Source organism: Galbibacter mesophilus, assembly GCF_023721415.1.
Lineage (GTDB): Bacteria > Bacteroidota > Bacteroidia > Flavobacteriales > Flavobacteriaceae > Galbibacter > Galbibacter mesophilus.
In genome coordinates this window covers 104,324-124,198 of sequence record NZ_JAMQVC010000004.1, presented here as the reverse complement: position 1 = coordinate 124,198, position 19,875 = coordinate 104,324, and the positions used below count along the sequence as shown (strand labels likewise).

Annotated in this window: 11 protein-coding genes; 8 read left to right on the top strand and 3 right to left on the bottom strand. The window is 36.7% G+C overall.

Going from position 1 to position 19,875, the window contains the following annotated elements; all coding sequences use genetic code 11:
• Positions 1–11 precede the first annotated feature (11 nt).
• A complete protein-coding gene (locus NDQ75_RS13880) occupies positions 12–983 on the top strand; it encodes an alpha/beta hydrolase (protein WP_202029196.1) in 972 nt (323 codons plus the stop codon).
• 91 nt (positions 984–1,074) lie between these two features.
• On the opposite strand, the gene rlmH is transcribed toward NDQ75_RS13880, so the two are convergent.
• The gene (gene rlmH / locus NDQ75_RS13875; protein ID WP_202029195.1) at positions 1,075–1,548 is read right to left on the bottom strand and encodes a 23S rRNA (pseudouridine(1915)-N(3))-methyltransferase RlmH; all 474 of its coding nucleotides are present in this window, start codon (positions 1,546–1,548) and stop codon (positions 1,075–1,077) included.
• A 241-nt stretch (positions 1,549–1,789) separates the two neighbouring features.
• Entirely contained in the window at positions 1,790–1,966 is a 177-nt protein-coding gene (locus NDQ75_RS13870; protein ID WP_202029157.1) for a histone H1, read from the bottom strand.
• Between the two features lie 1,165 nt (positions 1,967–3,131).
• Between NDQ75_RS13870 and NDQ75_RS13865 the strand changes: the two genes are divergently transcribed.
• A complete protein-coding gene (locus tag NDQ75_RS13865) occupies positions 3,132–6,203 on the top strand; it encodes a SusC/RagA family TonB-linked outer membrane protein (RefSeq protein WP_202029194.1) in 3,072 nt (1,023 codons plus the stop codon).
• Between the two features lie 15 nt (positions 6,204–6,218).
• A complete protein-coding gene (locus tag NDQ75_RS13860; protein ID WP_202029193.1) occupies positions 6,219–7,772 on the top strand; it encodes a RagB/SusD family nutrient uptake outer membrane protein in 1,554 nt (517 codons plus the stop codon).
• 422 nt (positions 7,773–8,194) lie between these two features.
• Here NDQ75_RS13860 and NDQ75_RS13855 read toward each other — a convergent pair whose 3' ends face one another.
• The gene (locus NDQ75_RS13855) at positions 8,195–9,079 is read right to left on the bottom strand and encodes an AraC family transcriptional regulator (protein WP_202029192.1); all 885 of its coding nucleotides are present in this window, start codon (positions 9,077–9,079) and stop codon (positions 8,195–8,197) included.
• 711 nt (positions 9,080–9,790) lie between these two features.
• On the opposite strand from NDQ75_RS13855, the gene NDQ75_RS13850 reads away from it, so the two are divergent.
• From NDQ75_RS13850 to NDQ75_RS13830, 5 genes are all read left to right on the top strand, one after another.
• Positions 9,791–11,434 (top strand): glycoside hydrolase, encoded by a 1,644-nt coding sequence (locus NDQ75_RS13850; RefSeq protein WP_202029191.1) that lies wholly within the window; start codon positions 9,791–9,793, stop codon positions 11,432–11,434.
• Between the two features lie 18 nt (positions 11,435–11,452).
• Positions 11,453–12,850: a sugar porter family MFS transporter gene (locus tag NDQ75_RS13845; protein ID WP_202029190.1), complete on the top strand. Its 1,398-nt coding sequence runs from the start codon at positions 11,453–11,455 to the stop codon at positions 12,848–12,850.
• Position 12,851: 1 nt separating this feature from the next.
• Positions 12,852–13,601 (top strand): SGNH/GDSL hydrolase family protein, encoded by a 750-nt coding sequence (locus NDQ75_RS13840; RefSeq protein ID WP_202029189.1) that lies wholly within the window; start codon positions 12,852–12,854, stop codon positions 13,599–13,601.
• Positions 13,602–13,632: 31 nt separating this feature from the next.
• Entirely contained in the window at positions 13,633–16,485 is a 2,853-nt protein-coding gene (locus NDQ75_RS13835; protein ID WP_202029188.1) for a sugar-binding domain-containing protein, read from the top strand.
• Positions 16,486–16,554: 69 nt separating this feature from the next.
• Positions 16,555–19,869 carry a DUF5107 domain-containing protein gene (locus NDQ75_RS13830; RefSeq protein ID WP_202029187.1) on the top strand — a complete coding sequence of 1,105 codons (3,315 nt, stop codon included), beginning with the start codon at positions 16,555–16,557 and terminating at the stop codon, positions 19,867–19,869.
• The last annotated feature ends 6 nt before the right edge of the window (positions 19,870–19,875 follow it).

Here is a 19,875-nt window from a genome sequence, read left to right as displayed (position 1 = left end):
TTAGTAGAGGAATGTTAAAAATAATTTTGAAAATATTTAAATGGATCGGTATAATTTTCGCCGGTCTTTTTGTTTTATTACTGATTTCAGGAGCTTTTTTCCGTTTATTCAGTTCAAAGCCATTTCCTCCCGGTAAATTGGTAGATGTGGATGGAACTAAACTCCATATAAGGGTAGATGGTGAAAAAAATAATTTACCGACCCTTGTTCTTGAATCTGGCGCAGGTGGAGATACAGATGTTTTCCATTGGATGGTAGCGGGGTTGAAAGAACATTTTAGGATTGTTCGATATGATAGGGAAGGGAAATGGTTTAGTGAATCAAGTAAAGACAATTTTACACCTGAACTTTATGCTCGTCAGTTACATAAATTACTTGAAAAAAGTGGCGAAAAACCGCCTTATATTCTAGGAGGACACTCCATGGGAGGTCCTTATAATTTGATATACAGAGATCTTTACCCTAATGAAGTTAGTGGAATGGTCTTTCTAGATTCTAGCCATCCAGAGCAATGGGAAAGATTAGAAGAGAACGGCTTATTAAATGAAAGCCAAATTGGTTCAATAAAGTTTATGGCGATACTGGCCGATATGGGAATGTTGGGAATATATAATGCCATGATGAATCCAAATTCTATGGACAAGAATTTACCAGGGGATAGTAAAAAACGAAAAATGGAACTGCTTACATATTCTGGGGAGGTTTATAGGAGAATGTTAAAAGAATCCCAGATAAATGATAATATTCTTTTGCGGGCAGCTAAAGTAAATAAACTCGATTCATTACCTGTTTTGGTCTTTACGGCAACCGAGCAGTTTGGGGACTCTAAAATATGGTTTGAAATGCAAAAAGAATTGAAAGCACTTTCTTCTGAAGGAAAGCATTTTTATATAGATGCAAATCACGGCTCAATCCTTACGAAAAGAGAAAATGCTGAAAAAATAAATGAAGAAATTTTACTGATGGCCAAGTCAATTAAGTAATTTCGCTTTAGACCTCAAAACAAAGGATAAATACATTTTTTAAACATACTCCTAACTCACAACTCGTAATTCCTAACTCGTAATTCGTAAATCACCTATGATGGTAAGGCTCGTTTCGAAGAATAGTAAATCCGCGGTAGAGTTGTTCCACAAAGAAAAGCCGTATCATTTGGTGGGAAAAAGTCATTTTAGATAAGGATAGTTTTCCTCTTGATTTTTGATAGACTCCATCAGAAAAACCATAAGGACCACCAATTACAAAAATCAACTGCTTAACTCCGCTATTCATGTGCTTTTGAAGATAATCTGAAAACCCTTCCGAAGAAAATTGTTTTCCGTTTTCATCCAAAAGAATTAAAACATCGGTGGGGTTTAATTTTTTTAAGATTAATTCGCCCTCTTTCTCTTTCTGTTGTGTTTCAGAAAGATTCTTAACGTTTTTAATGTCTGGGAGGATTTCAAAATCAAAATTCACATAGAACCCTAACCGTTTTACATAATTGTCGATTAAAGTAACGAGATCTTTGTCGTCGGTTTTGCCAACCGCAATAAGTTTGATGTTCATGCTGTAAAAATAAAGTTTTATTACTACTTAAGCATGATTGATTCTTTCAAATTGAATATCAAACAGAAGAAACTCTTTTCAGTACTTATACTAAAAAATAGTGAAGATAAAAACAAGATAGGTTTAGACCTTAAATATCTTGAGAAAGTGTGATTGTGAAGAGGTATTGCGATTTCCCAAGAAAAGGCAAACAAGGATAGGTTTAAAACAGCAGGCTACTTATGAAGTAGCCTGTTGCAAATTACTTTTTAGAAGCTTCTAAAGATTCTTTTCTAAATTCTTTGAAAAGTTTAGTAAGTTCTAAAGAGGATTTGCGGGCACGAGTTCCGGCCGCTTTGTTTCCACTTTCCAATTGTGCATTGGAATCTTTTTGAAAAGCTTCAAATTCAGCTTCGATTTTATTGATTAAGTCTTTCATAAGATGAATATATTTTAAGGGCAAGATACCCAATAATTTTAAAGTACGGGAGTAAAAATATGTTGTGTTTGATTTTTTATTTGATAATGGTTGGATTTTTAGTGGTTAGTCAGTTCACGAATTGTTAAACAGCTATTTTTCTTTTATAAACTAATCAATTCTTGTTATAAACGTAGCAATTAGCTATAATCCATGATTCGAGTTCTGATGTAGTAAATAGTTATTTGCAAAAAACAAAAAACCCACAACTTTCGTTATGGGTTTTCTCAGCGGAGAAAGAGGAACTATTTTTAAGTTTATATTTTGAGTGTTTATAGTAGCTCACAGATAATCAAAAAAACACTGACACCGAATTAGAAAACATTTAACATTTTTTAACTTTTAAGGTTTGGATGGGGTTAAATGCGATTGATTGAACAGAGTTAAGACCTTAAACCTTTTTGGTCAAAGACAATCTACAAAACTTAATTTGAAAGATCGCTGAATTTTGACCAAAGGAAATTATTCTAGTAAGTTTATAGGTGTTTATGTGTAAGAAGAATATATACAGATCGGTTTAGAGATGTCTCTATGGTTCAAGCCTAAAAAAGCAGTTTTCCGAAAGGGCGAATGAACCTCTGTAGTGATCTAAAAGATTTGCCAGACCAAATAAATGAATGTTGTTACATATGGCTCTAGATTCAAGTGGCGGTTTCGTTATCTGCGATTTCAGTAAACCATCAGAAAGTCTATTCTTAGAACGCATTAACTATTAAAGCGGCAGTTTTAAACTGGAGAAAGTATCGTTATTATAAATTAAAAATTTGTGTTACGATTTTTGAAGTTTCAAAATAAGCATGTTAGTTCACTGGACGTATAGCTTTACGTCACCAACAAAATTAAAGCAGAAAAAAGAGACCATTAATTATGTGCTGCTTATTTAATATACCAGTTTGGCCTAAAATCAAATAACTAGATATAACAATTTTTGTAATAAAGCTTGAAGCCCTATTTTTCTTTATACTCTAGGCCTATTTGTATTAATTGTCTGATAAGTAAGAAAGTTAAATAGGATATTAATTTTCGTCCATATAATCACTTTTTTCATCCATATAATAATTTTTTAATTGTTTTTTTAAAAAAGTAATTTTAAAACATAGTTTTTTTAAATTTTAATTAAAAAATAATGAAATTAACGCTAACAACCTTTTTAATGTTTTTTCTTTATGGAGCTTTTGCGCAAAGTACCATAACAGGAACGGTTTCAGACAACCTTGGGCAGCCGTTGCCCGGGGTCAATGTAGTGGTTAAAGGCACCTCTCAAGGTGTTTCCACAGATTTTGATGGCAATTTTTCCATACAGGCTTCGCCAAAGGATGTACTGGAGTTTACCTATCTAGGCTTCCAGGCGCAGGAAGTATTGGTGGGCAATCAGTCCCAAATCAATGTTCAACTTAAAGAAGATTCACAACAACTGGATGAAGTTGTTGTAATTGGTTATGGTACTTCCACCAAAAAGGATTTAGTCTCATCGGTTGCTTCGGTAAAATCCGATGTTTTGGAAAATCAACCGGTGGCGAGATTGGACCAGGCCCTACAGGGTCGAGCCGCAGGGGTAGAAGTAACCTCTAACAATGGTGCGCCAGGGGCTGCTTCCACTATCCGTATTAGGGGGGCAAGTTCCATTCAGGGAAACAACAATCCGCTTTACGTGGTGGATGGATTTATCGCTGGGACCAATTTTAATTTGAATAATCTGAACGTGAACGATATAGAATCGGTGGAAGTTTTAAAGGATGCCACCGCCCTTGCTATTTATGGTACTCGAGGTGCCGCAGGGGTAATATTGATTACTACAAAAAGCGGTACAAAGCTACCGCCCGGTAAACCTACCATTTCAATAAACCAATATGCCAGTACCCAGAATATTGCCAACGAGATTAATATTTTAAGGGGACAGGGCTATATCGATTATGTAAATGAAGCGGGACAATTCGTCCCAGGACCCGGTGTGGATGTAAACGGAGTCAACGTACCGATTGGTATGACAGACCCTTCCTTACCATTGCAATACGATGAAGGGGAATCCCCGGATACAGATTGGTTAGGGTTGGTGGAACAGCTTGGGACCATCAACAATACTGATCTATCGGTTACCGGTAGAGGGGAGAACACCAACTATTACATATCGATGAACTATTTTAACCAAAAAGGAATACTAAAAGGTTCCGGACTGGAAAGGGTATCATTTCGTAATAACCTAGATGTAAAAATATCCGATAGACTGAAGACAGGAGTACGGTTAAACCTAGCCCGGTTCAGAAGGGAAAATAATAAAGTGGCTTTTGGCAACATTATTTCCCAAGTTTTGCCGGTAAGGGCAGTTTACGATGAAGAAGGTGATTATACGGGTACAGACCCGATAAGCGGTAATGCACAAAGAAACCCCGTTGCAGATATTGAGCTCAGGGAGGATCATGACTTGGTGACCAACTTTGTTTCCAATGCGTACCTTGAGTATGAATTATTCAAGGACTTTACTTTAAAAACTACCTTTGGTGCAGAACTGAATTACTTTAAGAATAATTTTTATATTTCGGCATTCGCTCCCGAAAGGCTGGCAAATAGTGCGAATGGAGGTCTGGCCAGTGTTGACCAAAACCAGTCGCAAAGCTTGCTGAATGAAAATACGTTTACTTATGATAAAGAACTTGGGAAACATTCATTGAAATTCTTAGGAGGGTTTACATGGCAAAAATCTACCTCCCAGGGATCAAGTGCAGAGGCGCAGGGTTTCCCCAATGATGCCGTGAAATTCAATTCGCTACAAACGGGGTCAGATGCTACAACCTATCAAATATCTTCAGGATATAGCCAAAGAACTTTGGTTTCCTTTTTGGGAAGAGTTACTTACGGTTTCGACGATCGATATATTTTGACCTTAGTGGGAAGAAAGGATGGCTCTTCAGTATTTGAAGAAGGTAATAAATACGCCTTTTTCCCATCCATCGGTGGTGCTTGGAATGTTGATCAGGAAAGTTTTATGGGCAATGTGGAAGCTGTTAATGCCTTAAAGTTCAGGGCAAGCTATGGTGTTATTGGGGAAGAAGGGGTTGCTCCTTATAATTCTTTCGATGTATTTAATCCGCAGAACAACTATTTTAATGAAAATTTAGTTGGTGCAGTTATTTTAGACAGACCTGGATCAGATGGTTTAAAGTGGGAAACTACCAAACAATTGGATATTGGTTTTGAACTGGGCATGTTCCAGAACCGCGTGATATTTGAAGCCGATTACTACAACAAAACAACGGAAGATTTGCTGTTGTTCTCAGATTTGCCTAATACCGCTGGGAGCAGACAATTAAAGAATGTAGGATCTATTGAAAACAAAGGATTTGAATTTTCTTTAACAACGGTCAATATTAGGTCTAAGGACTTTTCGTGGGAAACATCGCTGAATCTAACGACCAACAAAAGTAAAGTTTTGGATCTTGGAGGAGAACCTTTTATAAACATACAGTCAACAGGAAGCCAAGGCGGTCCTTCTGCTAGGTTGATTGTTGGGGAGGCAGTTCCGGTGTTTATTGGGGCAAAGTATTTAGGTACTTATAAAACCGCTGAAGAGATTTTAGAGGATGACCGTGTTGGGCAATCTTTTATAGGAAGTCCCAGGTTTGAGGATCTAGATGGCAATGGCACCATTAATCAAGAAGATTATCAAGTACTTGGTAGTCCACAACCGGATTTTTATGGAGGGTTCAGGAATACATTTAGGTACAAAGGTATTAACCTTGATATTTTCTTTCAAGGTCAATATGGTAGTGAAATATTCAATGTGCTATCGCAAACTTCATTTTACGGAAGAGGGGATCAAAATTTAGACCCAATCGTTCTGGATAGATGGCAGGAAGGGGTTAACGAGACTTCAGATATTCCTAGGGCTGGTACCTCGACGAGTTTGTTTAACCCAAACAGTACCGTCAATATTGAAGATGGATCTTTTTTGAGGCTTAAACAAGTGAGTTTGGGATATGATATCCCAGTAGAGAAGGCTGGGATTGACCATATTTTCAAACGGTTGAACGTGTACATGTCAGGGAACAACCTCCTATTGTTTTCCGATTTCAGATTGGGGGACCCAGAAGTTAATAATTTTACTGCGGGAAGTGGCTTTGGGTCGGTCTCACAAGGATTTGCTTCAGGGCAATATCCGTATGCAACCACCATCACGGCAGGAATTAAAATGGACTTTTAATTAAAAGCGATGAAAATGAAAACATATAATAAATTACTACCGCTGTTACTGATTTTACTAGTTATAGTAAGTTGCGATGATTTTTTGGAAGAAGATTTAAGAAATCAAATAACCACCGATAATTTTTATCAAAACGATGAAGAAGCACTGTTGGCTGTAAACGGACTTTACAGGATTTTGCACAGAGGTTCTTTGTACAGGACTCGTGGATTGGATGACTATTACCTGAGCGGGGCCGATGAAGTAGGCCCAAGCAGGAATGTTAATGGTCAAATACACAATTATCTAATTGCGGAAGGTGTTGCCGATGGAAATGGTACTTGGGCAGCTCTGTACGAAATTGTGAGAAACGCTAACCTCCATATAGAAAATATAGAGGGCAACGAAACGTTGAGCGAGAGTACAAGAAACCAAACTTTAGGGGAGGCGTTGTTTATTAGGGCATTGGCCTATTATCATCTTACAAACCTTTGGGGGGATGTGCCTTATTTTAGGGAGTTACTTTCTTTAGAGGAGCTGGGTAACTTGGAAAGGGTGGATAAAAACTTGATCCGCACCGATATGAAAGAAGATTTGGAAAGAGCTTTTACATTATTACCTGCTTCTTATCCCAATAGTGATTTAGGGCGTGCCAGTAAATGGGCGGCAGCTACTTTAAAAGCAAAACTCCACTTGTTCGATCAAGAATGGCAATTGGCGCTGGATGAATGTAAAACCGTAATAGATGACTCACCGCACCGTTTGTTGGATGATTATGCTGAGGTTTTCAACCAAGCTGATCCTGCAAATCAATACAACGATGAAATTATTTTTGCCGTAGATTTCACCAAAGATCCTGTGTTTGGGGATGGAAACACTTCTAGGACAGATGATTATAATCCTCGTATTCGCGATGAACCAAAAAACAGGAATGCGCGTCCCGGTGGACCTGGTACACCTCAAAATTTTCAACTTTTACAAGCAGCCATGGCCGAGCAAAATGAAGATATGACAGGCTTTGGGTGGGCAATACCGTTGCCGGAAATTGCAGACCAAGCCAATTGGGAAGAAGGGGATTTACGTTACGATGCCACTATCGTAAAAGAACATTTAGGTTTTGAATTAAATTTTCCATACTACAGGAAAAACTGGAATCTCGACCAAGAAAATTCACCACGTAATAATCACCCAGAGAATTATATAGTATTCCGTTTGGCGGATGTTTATCTTATGGCTGCGGAAGCTGAGAATGAGCTCAATGGTCCTGGAGCCGCATATACCTATGTGAACTCGGTAAGAGCGAGGGCTTTTGAACCGGACAAGCCGTGGAGCGGAATGACTCAAACCTCTTTTAGGGAAGCGATGTACGACGAGCGTAAGTTTGAATTAGCTGCCGAAGGGCACCGTAAAATGGATCTGATACGATGGGGGATTTTACTGGATGTCGTTAAAAACACAGAGCATAGGCCTTGGAACAATCCGGCAGACAATATTCAGCCGTACCATGTGCTATTACCAGTTCCTTTAGAGGAAATTCAATTGAACCCTAATCTGTTGAATACTGATCCTACTAACAATGGGTATCGCTAGAATCGAAGAACTATTGGCCGATAATCAAGTAAAAACTTTTCTACAGATTTTGGGAAAATAGAGAACGTAGTAGGAGGGAACCTTGAAGCTGTGAAAGAAATAGAGCTTATTTTAAAGGGGCACAAAGTCCCTCAGAGGTTTTTACCTTCGATTAAGTTACTTTTTTTAGTGTAATATAATTATTTGTTTTAGATTGAATTTTGTAAATAGAGAGGCTGTTTCAAACTAATTGAAACGGCTTCTTTTTTGTTTTTTTAATAGTTACCTGTAATGGGTTTCAATATTCTAAGATCTTGGAAGTGTCAAAATACTTTCTTGCCAGGTCTTTAAGATAGCTTTAATTAGTTATAAAAGGTAGTTTTTAAGGGTTGAATAGTAGAAAATTAAACGAATAATATTTTATGTATTCTTAATAACAGGGTTTATTTACGTTGGGTCTTTTTATATTGTCTTGGGGAATAATCCATGTATTTTTTAAAAATTCTTGAAAAATACAATGGGTCTTTAAATCCCATTTTAAAACTTATCTCTTTAATACTCAAATCTGTATAGTTAAGATATTCACAAGATTTCTGAATTTTTTTTAGATTGAAAAACACTAAAATTGGATAGCCGGTTTCTTTTTTAAACTTGCTGTGAAGGTAAGAAGCAGAATAATTGAATTTTTCTGCAATATCATCCAGCATATAGTTTTTGTCTAGATTTTCAAGTAAGAACTCTTTTACCGATTCTATAACAGTTTCCCCCTGTTCATTCCCCAGATAATCTTCTGCATGTTGATAAAGGAATGAACTGATAAAATGAAGGCTTAATATATTGGCATGTTCTATTTGTTTTTCTCTATAGTTGGTATTGAACAGATTGAATATTTTGTTGAATTCTTCAATTCGATCACCGGAGAATGGTATGTTTATAGAGCGTTCTACATGTTGCATATATCTATCGTAAAGCTCATCTGCTAGGAAGCCTTTAAAATGGAACCAATATATACTCCAAGGGTCTTCCTCATCAGCTTTGTACTCGTGCATGGTGTTTTTTGGAATAATAAAAAAATGATTGGGATGAATGGTTACTTTTTTATTATTTACTTTAACTTCACCTTTGCCATTAGTACAATAAATAAAAATGTATTCATTGGAACCTTTTTTCCTGATTCGATGGTGATGGTTTGCTCGAGGATAGAAACCTAAGTCGCTCACATAAAAGTATCGCGTAATAGGGTTGGTTTTCATCATGGTAACGATTGATTTGGGAAAAGCAATCATTCGTTGTCCTAAAAAACCTTCTTTTAAAGCTAGATTATCCATATAATGTCTTAGGTGATATAAGTTTGATTTAGAGTGTAAATATATTAAAAGTATATTACACTTGTATTATATTTAAAAAAATATATGTTTGTTTGCAAATATCAGTAATTTTAAATGTGTTTTTTGATTAAAAATCATTTTTTTATATAAAACTACTTTCTATTAAGTAGAGTCTTCAACCAGTCGTTAATAAAGCAAGTGTTATTTTGAGGTTGTTGAATGGCATAGAATCATCCTGTTTTGCTATTTAATGAATACTGTGACTTTTAAAATTTTCGCGAAAAATTAGATTTAAATAATTATTTTTTGACTGAAGTAATATCATCCATATTTAAGAAGTTTATGTCTATTTTTTTAACATTTATAAATATATATTTTTGAAAAAATCATATTTAGATATTCTTCTTGTGTAAGAAACAGTATTTAAAATTGTGAATTTGACAATAAACTTTTGTTTTGAATATTCTTTAAGTGATAGACTGTTTTAGCTAAAGATGAATTTAATAATCTATGTTTTAAATGTTTAGTTATTTTTCATCGAAAAGAAAAAGATTAGAGGATATTTGAACCTATTATAGACAGTGGAATTGCCAATTTAGTTTAATTAGATTAGTTAGCAACTTTGTTTTCAGTCACTTTTTTAAAGTGGCTGAAAACAAAGTTGCTATCAAAGTTTATCAGCAATAATATTACAGATTAAACCGAAAAATAATGGATTTTCAGACACTAAGAAAGAATCTATCAATTATGGTTACTAGAGGATATAGCTCAGGGAGTATTCTTTGTGGCATAAATTACTTTTTGGTATTAGCGTTTTGGTTTCTAACGGGCAATGTATTTTCCCAATCCATCTCTTTGAAAATAGATACCGATAAAAATATGCAAACCATTGATGGTTTCGGTGCTTCAGATGCTTGGCGTTGCCAGTTTGTGGGTGCAAATTGGCCTCAGCACAAAAAAGAAAGGATGGCTAAATGGCTTTTCAGTAAAGATTTTGATACTGATGGAAATCCTTTAGGGATAGGAATTTCTTTATGGCGTTTTTATATCGGTGCGGGAACTGCGGAGCAGGGCGATACTTCCCAGATAAGGAACGAGTGGAGGAGGGCAGAATCTTTTATAGATAACAATGAGACTTATGATTGGTCTAAGCAAGCTGGGCAACAGTGGTTTTTAAAGAAAGCTAAAGCGGCTGGCGTTGAGAAGTTTTTAGCGTTTTCGATTGCGGTCCCAACATTTTGGTCAAATACCGGTACGGGGTATAACAAGGCTAATAAAAAGTTTTTGAATTTAAAGGAGGAACATTATCAAGACTATGCCGATTTTATGGTTGAAATTTTGGACCATTTTGAAAACGAAGGTATTGCATTCGATTATTTGAGTCCTATTAACGAGCCGCAATGGGATTGGCAAAAACCAAGTCAAGAAGGAACTCCTGCTACCAACGAGAATATTGCAAAATTAGTGGGAATGCTGAATGATGGAATCGAGAACAAATCTTTAGCAACAGAAATTGTAATTCCTGAAGCCGCCGATTTACGTTTTCTTTATTCCAATCATGGCAGAGCTCCAAGAGCAAATCAAATAGAATCGTTTTTTGGGGAATCATTCAAAGATGATAAATCTTATGTAGGGAATTATGCGAAAGTGCCTAGAAAAGTTTCAGGTCACAGCTATTTTACGACCTGGCCGGTGGATAGCTTAATTTCCATCAGAAAAGAATTGAATAAAAGTTTAGGGAAGCATCAAATTGATTTTTGGCAGAGTGAATTCTGCATCCTTGAAAATACGGAGGATATTGGAAAAGGGCAAAAAAGGGATTTGGGTATAAAAACAGCTTTGTATGTAGCACGTGTTATCCATGCAGACTTAACCTTGGCCAACGCAAAGTCATGGCAATGGTGGACAGCAATTACAATTGCCGATTTTAAGGATGGACTTATCTATTTGGACACGGGCGACAAAAATAATATGTACAATAAAGAGTCCCTTAAATACGATGGTGAATTCCACGATTCTAAACTACTGTGGGCTTTGGGTAATTACTCTAGGTTTGTACGGCCCGGTATGGTGAGGGTTCCCTCAGTATTATTAACTGAAAAATCACTCAAGGAGCAATATTTAGATGTATTGGTATCGGCTTATAAAAATCCTAAAAACAATCAAATCGTATTAGTTGCCATCAATTATTCTGATGAAGAGAAAAGTATTGATCTTGAAAATGAAAATATTACAATTGAGAAATCTTATACTACTTCAGAAGATAAGAATTTAGGATTTGAAGCTGTGGAGAATCAAAAAATTTATCTTCAACCAAGAAGTATTACTACACTTGTTGGTGCCATAAATCCCTAATCGAAACATACTTATTCTATGCAAAACAAAAATTTCAACTTTACTTACTTACTTTTTTTAGCACTTGTATCTGCCATGGGCGGTTTTCTCTTTGGTTACGATTGGGTAGTTATAGGAGGGGCCAAGCCATTTTACGAATTGTATTTTGATATTACGGAGTTACCATCTTTACAAGGCTGGGCAATGAGTAGCGCCTTGGTTGGGTGTGTGTTGGGAGCTGTGCTTTCTGGAATGGTAGCCGATAAATATGGCAGAAAAAAACCGTTATTGTTGGCTGCATTTCTTTTTACGGTTTCGGCTTTCGGAACAGGATACGTAGATAACTTCACTCCGTTTATCTTGTACAGGCTGGTTGGCGGACTTGGTATTGGGCTTGCTTCCACTTTATCGCCAATGTACATAGCAGAAATTGCACCGGCAAAGTATCGCGGACAGTTTGTGGCGATTAATCAATTGACCATTGTTGTGGGTATTTTGGCTGCCCAAATTGCGAATTATGCCATTGCGGAACCTATCCCAGATAGTTTTGGGAATCAAGAAATTCTAAATTCTTGGAACGGACAATGGGGGTGGAGATGGATGTTTTGGGGAGAACTAATTCCAGCAATTCTATTTTTTATGCTGATGTTTTCAGTTCCCGAAAGTCCGCGGTTTTTAGCAAAAATACAAGATAAAAACAAGGCTACAGATGTGCTTTCAAAAATAGGTGGAAATAAGTATGCTGTAGAGGAATACGCCAGTATGGAAGCAACTTTGAAAAAAGATACAGGTAGGATGAAACTTTCAGAACTTACCAAGCCATCTATTCTTCCCATTTTAATCATAGGTGTTGTATTGGCATTTTTCCAACAATGGTGTGGAATTAACATAATTTTCAATTATGCCCAAGAAATTTTCACTGCGGCAGGTTACAGTGTAGGGGATATGCTGTTTAATATAATTATTACTGGAAGTGTAAATCTTATTTTCACTTTTGTAGCAATGCGAACAGTTGATAGCTGGGGTCGAAGAAAACTAATGCTTTTTGGCGCTATTGGCTTGGCGGTGGTGTATGCCATTTTAGGTGGAGCATATTATTTTGAATTTAACGGATGGCCTGTGTTGTTACTGGTTATTGTTGCGATAGCCATATATGCTATGTCTTTGGCACCCATTACTTGGGTGGTACTTTCAGAGATCTTTCCCAACCGTTTGCGTGGGGTGGCGATGTCCATTGCAACCTTTTCTCTCTGGGTGGCATCCTTTATTCTTACATTCACTTTTCCCATACTAAACGATTTATTGGGGGCTTACGGAACGTTTTGGGTTTATAGTGGGATTTGTGTTTTGGGATATTTTTTCATCAGAAATAAACTCCCAGAGACAAAAGGGAAAAGTTTGGAAGAAATAGAAATGGAACTCAATGATTTAAAATAATATGAAAATTAATATCAAGAAAACTATGCAAATGATAATGAAGAAGTCTTTTACAATTTTAATGGTCGTAATGTTATTTGCTAGTCTCACAACATTAAAGGCCCAAAAAGCCAATTCAAAATATTTGGATTCCCTTAAAAAGGAACTTCGGGTAGCATGGCCCAAACATAGAACTATTAACCTTGTTTTTCATGGGCACTCGGTGCCTACCGGTTCTTTAACCAAGGGTGTTACGGATAGGCTAAATTCTTATCCTTACCTAACACTAAAAAAAGTTAATGATGCTTATCCTTATTCGGTGGTAAACACTATAACTACTTCAATTGGCGGAGAACAGTCTGAACAAGGGGCTAAACGTATGCAGGAAGATGTTTTTGTGCATAAGCCAGACGTTCTTTTTATTGATTATGCACTTAACGACCGCTCCATAGGATTAGATAGAGCAAAAGTTGCTTGGGAAAAGATGATTGAGGAAGCATTGGCTTACGGGACAAAGGTTATTTTACTAACACCCACACCGGATTTGCGGGAAGATATTTCTTCTGAAACAGCAGACCTGGCAAAATATAGTGAACAAATAAGGGAATTATCTGCAAAGTATAAAGTTGGGTTGGTAGACAGTTATGCGCTTTTTAAATCATTGGCCAAGACAGAACATTTGCCTGGTTTTATGGCTCAAAACAATCATGTCAATCAAAAAGGACATCAACTTGTGGCAGACGCCATTTTTGACGCATACTTCAATTACTAGTTATTAAGAAGTTTTAAAATTTAAAAATGCTATGAAGTTTTTTTCTGATAGACTGTTTAAAATTATCATTTACTTTTCTTGGATATTCGTACTGTTATCCTGTGAGAGAGGAAGTAAAACTTCTGTAATTGATCTTTCCGGAAAATGGAGTTTTCAAATAGACTCGTTAGACAAGGGAATGGAAGAAAAGTGGTTTTCTATGGATTTGAATGATTCGATATCCCTACCAGGCTCAATGGCGGAAAACGGCAAAGGCAACGATATAAGCTTACAAACACATTGGACAGGAAATATGTGGAACGATAGTTTGTGGTACAAAAGTCCTGAAATGGCCAAATACCGGAAGCCAAATAATTTAAAAGTTTCTTTTTGGCTTCAGCCTGATAAAACTTACAAAGGAGCTGCATGGTATCAAAAAAAGATAACCATACCCGAAGAATGGCAAGATAAGCATATCACTTTATCTCTTGAAAGGGCGCATTGGGAAACTACGCTCTGGGTAGATGATAAAAAAGTAGGGATGCAAAATACATTAGGAACGCCACATATCTATACCGTTAGTGAGCCACTAACAACAGGGGAACACACACTTACTTTAAGAATAGATAACCGGATAAAAGAAATCAATGTAGGGGAAGACGCACACAGTATTTCCGATAATACCCAAACCAATTGGAACGGAGTCGTTGGGGAAATTAAGCTGGAAGCTACGGCCAAAATTCATCTGGAAAAGATTAAAGTTATCCCTGATATTAATGGCAAACAAGTTACTGTAACAGGCAAAATAAATAATCCTTCTGAAAAGACTGGAGCGGCAAAATTATTAATCACCGCAAAAGGAATGGGAAATCTAACTGATAAAATAAGTTCCCTTAAGGAGAAGGTTCAGTTTGAAAAAGGGATAAACGATTTCAGTTTGGTATATCCTATGGGTGATGATCCTGCACTTTGGGATGAGTTTAATACGAATCTATACCAAATGGAATTGGTTTTAGAAACTGAAGCTGGCACCGATGTAAAAAAGGTAGAATTTGGAATGCGGGAATTTAAAGCCGAAGGCACCCAATTTACTATTAATGGGAGACCTGTGTTTTTAAGAGGGACATTGGAGTGTGCTATTTTTCCCCTTACAGGATACGTCCCTACAGATGTTGGTTCTTGGCAGAAGATTATGAAAACCATAAAAAACCATGGGTTAAACCATATGCGTTTTCATTCTTATTGTCCGCCAGAAGCTGCATTTAAAGCTGCCGATGCCTCTGGAGTTTATTTGCAGGTGGAAGCTTCTGCTTGGGCTAAAATAGGTGATGGAAAACCAATTGACACATGGTTGTATAAAGAAGCACAGCATATTATCGATACATATGGTAACCATCCATCTTTTGTTATGATGGCTTATGGTAATGAGCCTAGCGGGGATCACCATAAAGAGTATTTGGTAGACTTCGTAAATCATTTTAAAGCGGTTGATAGCACAAAAGTATACACCAGTGGGGCTGGGTGGCCGTATATTGAAAATGCAGATTTTTATAATAGTGCCGCACCTAGAATTCAGCATTGGAATCAACAGTTAAAAAGTATCATTAACAGCAAACCCCCGCAAACTACTTTCGATTACAGCGAAATAGTTAAAAAAACTCCTATGCCGCACGTAGCACATGAAATAGGACAATGGTGTGTGTATCCAAACTTTAAGGAAATGAAAAAATACACTGGAGTTTTAAAACCGAAAAACTTCGAGATTTTTAAAGAAACCCTTGAAGAAAATCAAATGGGTGCTTTAGCCGATAGCTTACTATTCGCTTCTGGAAAATTACAAACATTATGCTACAAAGCAGATATCGAAGCGGCATTACGGACAAAAAATTTCGCTGGATTTCAATTATTGGATTTACATGACTTTCCAGGTCAAGGAACAGCATTAGTGGGTGTTTTAGATGCATTTTGGGAAGAAAAGGGGTATGTTTCTCCTGAAGAATACCGAGAATTTTGTAGTGAAACGGTTCCTTTGGCTCGGTTGAAAAAGCATGTTTTTTATAATACAGAAAGTTTTAAAGCATCAATTGAAATTGCTCACTTTGCGGCTGCTCCACTAAAAAATACAACTCCTTCTTGGAAGTTAACCAACAAAGAAGGCAGCATTTTTTCAGAAGGAAAATTTAATAAAAAAGATATTCCAATTGGTAATGGAATTCCGTTAGGAGAAATTAATGTAGACCTTAACAACATAACAAAAGCGGAAAAATTAACCTTAACCGTTAATGTAGCAGATGCCAAAAACACTTGGGATGTTTGGGTTTATCCAAGAGAAAAAGGTAAAATCGAAGATGAAGATAAAATAAAAGTAACGGATAAGCTCGACCCCATAACATTGAAATATTTACGTGATGGTGGTAGTGTTTTATTGAACATTAACAAAGGAGATGTAAAACCAGAAAAGGGAGGCAGTATTGGGGTAGGTTTTTCAAGCATTTTCTGGAATACTTCATGGACAAAAGGTCAGAAACCTCATACATTGGGAATCCTATGTGATCCTAATCATCCCGCATTAAAAGAATTTCCTACAGAATATCATTCCAATTGGCAATGGTGGGATGCCATGAGCAACGCCAATGCTATTGTTTTAGATGAATTTTCCCCAGCGTTAACTCCTGTGGTGAGAATTATAGACGATTGGTTTGAAAACAGAAGAGCTGCGCTACTTTTTGAAGCCAAAGTGGGTGGAGGGAAGCTTTTTGTTTCAGGAGTAGATTTACATAGCAATCTAGAAGATAGGTTAGAGGCACAGCAATTGTTGTACAGCATAAAAAAATATATGTCTAAAAGTCAATTCAACCCTAAAGTGACCTTGAGCGAGGAGAAAATAAAAGGTCTTTTTCTATAGAGACAGCAAAATATCAACTAAAAAAATAATAAAAAGAACTCTACAATGAGTTCTCTTAAAAGTATCAATATGGCAAATGTTAAAGCTTGGAGGGAACGTATAATAATTCCTACATATGAGGTTGGTAAACCGGAAAAATATCCAGTTTTTCTAGAAAAAAGGGTTTATCAAGCCAGTAGTGGAGCTGTTTATCCCCATCCAGTAATCGAAGAAATTAGTGACACAAAAATCGATAAAGAGTGGGACGTAATTTATATTGAAAACGACTTTATAAAAATAATGGTTCTTCCGGCACTAGGGGGAAGAATACAAATGGCTTACGACAAAATAAGGGAACGTCATTTTGTATATTACAACCACGTAATAAAACCTGCACTTGTAGGTTTAACAGGTCCATGGATTTCTGGGGGGATAGAGTTTAATTGGCCGCAGCATCATAGACCAAGTACTTACGATCCTGTAGATTCCATCATTCAAGAAAATAAAGATGGAAGCGTTACGGTTTGGGTAAGTGAGGTAGAGCGAATGTTCCGTACCAAAGGAATGGCCGGTTTTACGCTTCATCCAGATAAAGCCTATTTAGAGATAAAAGCGCAATTGTACAATAGAAGTCCGCACCCACAAACCTTTTTATGGTGGGCAAATCCAGCTGTAGCGGTAAACGATCATTACCAATCGGTTTTTCCTCCCGATGTGAATGCAGTGTTTGACCACGGAAAGCGTGATGTTTCAGAATTTCCCATCGCTAAAGGAGAATATTACAAAGTTGATTATTCCCCTGGAACAGATATTTCAAGATATAAGAATATTCCTGTACCGACTTCTTACATGGCCATTACTTCTGAATATGACTTTGTTGGGGGTTACGAAAATGATAGCAAAGGGGGGCTACTTCACGTTGCCGATCATCATGTTTCCCCCGGAAAGAAACAATGGACATGGGGTAATGGTGATTTTGGGCAAGCTTGGGATAGAAACCTTACCGACAAAGATGGTCCCTACATAGAGTTGATGTGTGGAGTTTATACCGATAACCAACCAGATTTTGCATGGATGCATCCTTACGAAGAGAAAAGTTTTACACAGTATTTTATGCCGTATTACAACGTAGGGGTGGTAAAAAATGCTACAAAAGATGTACTACTAAATTTAGAAACTTCTGAAGAAAGCGCGGTATTAAAAGTTTATACTACCGGTATTTTTAAAGGCATAAAAATAGTCTTGGAAACAAAAGGGAGTGCCGTTTTTGAGGAGACTTTAGACATGGATCCTTCAACTGTTTTTGAAAAAGAGATTTCAATAGAACCTGAAAAAAGGTACGACCTTACCGTAAAGGTTTTTAATCAAAAAGGAAAACTTTTGGTTTGGTGGAGCAATACCAAAGTTGTTTCTGAAGAAATACCCGAGGCAGCAAAAGCAGCCAAACCTCCCAAAGAAATAGAAACAGTAGAACAATTATACCTTCGTGGCCTGCATTTAGAACAATATAGGCATGCTACTTACGACCCAACAGTTTACTACCTTGAAGCGTTATCTAGAGAGCCCAAAGATGTGCGTAATAACAATGCGTTAGGGCTTTGGCTTTTGAGAAAAGGAAGGTTTGAAAAAGCGTTGCCTTATTTTGAAACGGCCATAGAAACTCTAACACAGCACAATCCGAATCCGTACGATGGCGAACCTTATTTCAACAAAGGATTGAGTTTAAAGTTTCTCGGTAGAATAGATGAAGCGTATGATGCTTTTTTTAAAGGATGTTGGAATGCCGCCTGGCAAGACGCGGGATATTTTAATTTGGCACAAATTGATTGCATAAGAGGCGATTTTGAAAAAGCACTGGAGTTGGTGAATAAATCCCTTATTAAAAACTGGCATAACCATAAAGCACGCCACTTAAAGTGTATTCTGTTAAGAAAATTAAACCGTAATGAAGCCTGCAAACAGTTAATAGAAGAATCCTTAGCTATAGATGGATTTAGTTTTGGAATCTTGTTTGAAAAATATCTGTTGAACAAAAAAGAGGTAGAACTTGCTAATTTCCAAGCGGTAATTCGCGATTATGAGCATAATTATATTGAGTTTTCATTAGATTATGCACAGGCCGGTTTTTACGATGAAGCAATTGCTTTACTAAAAGCTTTTGATGATGGTAAAATGAAATCATACCCTATGGTTCCATATTTTATAGGGTGGTATTACGAGCAGAAAGGAAATGTTGCACAAACCAAGAAATATTATGGAAGGGCACAAGAAATGCCGTTGGATTATTGTTTTCCTAACAGGCTTGAAGAAGTTGTGGTATTACAATCAGCTATTCGACTCAATCCTTCAGATGCCAATGCAAATTACTTCTTAGGGAATTTTTGGTATGCACATAAACAATACGAATTGGCTGAAAACTGCTGGAAACAAGCATTAAAGCATGATACTGAAAATGCTATTTGCCACCGTAATCTAGCCTTATATTATTACAATAAAAAATCGCAGAAAGACTTGTCACGAGAGCATTTAGAAAAGGCTTTTTTAATAGACAGTCAAAATCCGAGGTTGTTAATGGAGTTGGATCAATTCAATAAAAAGGAAAACGTTTCATTAACCAAAAGGTTGCATATTTTAGAAAAAAACTTGCCATTGGTTTTAAAGCGAGACGATTTATACTTAGAACGCCTTAGTATTTATGGTTTTCTAGGAAAGCACAAAGAGGCTTTGGAATTGTTGAGTGAACGTCAATTTCATCCGTGGGAAGGTGGCGAAGGTAAAGTTCCCGCCCAACATATTGCCAATAATGTAGAGTTGGCTAAAGATTTAATGAAAATTGGAAGCTTTAAAGAAGCTATTAAATGCTTGGAGGAAGCGCAAAAGTATCCACATAATTTAGGTGAAGGAAAACTTCATGGAGCCCAAGAAAACGATATTTTATATTGGTTAGGCTGTGCTCATAATGAATTAGGGGATACCGAAAAAGCTATACAATATTGGGAAAGAGCTTCTGAAGGATTAAGTGAGCCCGTACAAGCTATTTTTTATAATGATCAGCAGCCCGACAAGATTTTTTACCAAGGTTTGGCGCTGGTTAAATTGGGAAGAGAAAACGAAGCCAATGAGCGTTTTGAAAACTTGAAGAACTATGGAGAGAGCCATATAAACGATGAAGTAAAGCTGGATTACTTTGCGGTTTCCCTACCCGATTTATTGATTTGGGAAGAGGATTTAAATGAGCGTAATAAAATCCATTGTGAATTCTTAATTGGGTTAGGTAATTTTGGTCTTCAAAATATAGAAAAAGCCTGTGATAGTTTTCGAAAAGTGCTGGACAAAGATTTATACCATTTACCGGCTACCATTCATTTAAAAATGGCATCAGCACTAGTTAAAGCAGAAAAATAAAAAGTA

Coding starts and splice junctions, on each gene's coding strand:
- NDQ75_RS13880 (WP_202029196.1), top strand. CDS start 12: ATGTTAAAAATAATTTTGAAAATATTTAAATGGATCGGTATAATTTTC.
- rlmH (WP_202029195.1), bottom strand. CDS start 1,548: ATGAACATCAAACTTATTGCGGTTGGCAAAACCGACGACAAAGATCTC.
- NDQ75_RS13870 (WP_202029157.1), bottom strand. CDS start 1,966: ATGAAAGACTTAATCAATAAAATCGAAGCTGAATTTGAAGCTTTTCAA.
- NDQ75_RS13865 (WP_202029194.1), top strand. CDS start 3,132: ATGAAATTAACGCTAACAACCTTTTTAATGTTTTTTCTTTATGGAGCT.
- NDQ75_RS13860 (WP_202029193.1), top strand. CDS start 6,219: ATGAAAACATATAATAAATTACTACCGCTGTTACTGATTTTACTAGTT.
- NDQ75_RS13855 (WP_202029192.1), bottom strand. CDS start 9,079: ATGGATAATCTAGCTTTAAAAGAAGGTTTTTTAGGACAACGAATGATT.
- NDQ75_RS13850 (WP_202029191.1), top strand. CDS start 9,791: ATGGATTTTCAGACACTAAGAAAGAATCTATCAATTATGGTTACTAGA.
- NDQ75_RS13845 (WP_202029190.1), top strand. CDS start 11,453: ATGCAAAACAAAAATTTCAACTTTACTTACTTACTTTTTTTAGCACTT.
- NDQ75_RS13840 (WP_202029189.1), top strand. CDS start 12,852: ATGAAAATTAATATCAAGAAAACTATGCAAATGATAATGAAGAAGTCT.
- NDQ75_RS13835 (WP_202029188.1), top strand. CDS start 13,633: ATGAAGTTTTTTTCTGATAGACTGTTTAAAATTATCATTTACTTTTCT.
- NDQ75_RS13830 (WP_202029187.1), top strand. CDS start 16,555: ATGGCAAATGTTAAAGCTTGGAGGGAACGTATAATAATTCCTACATAT.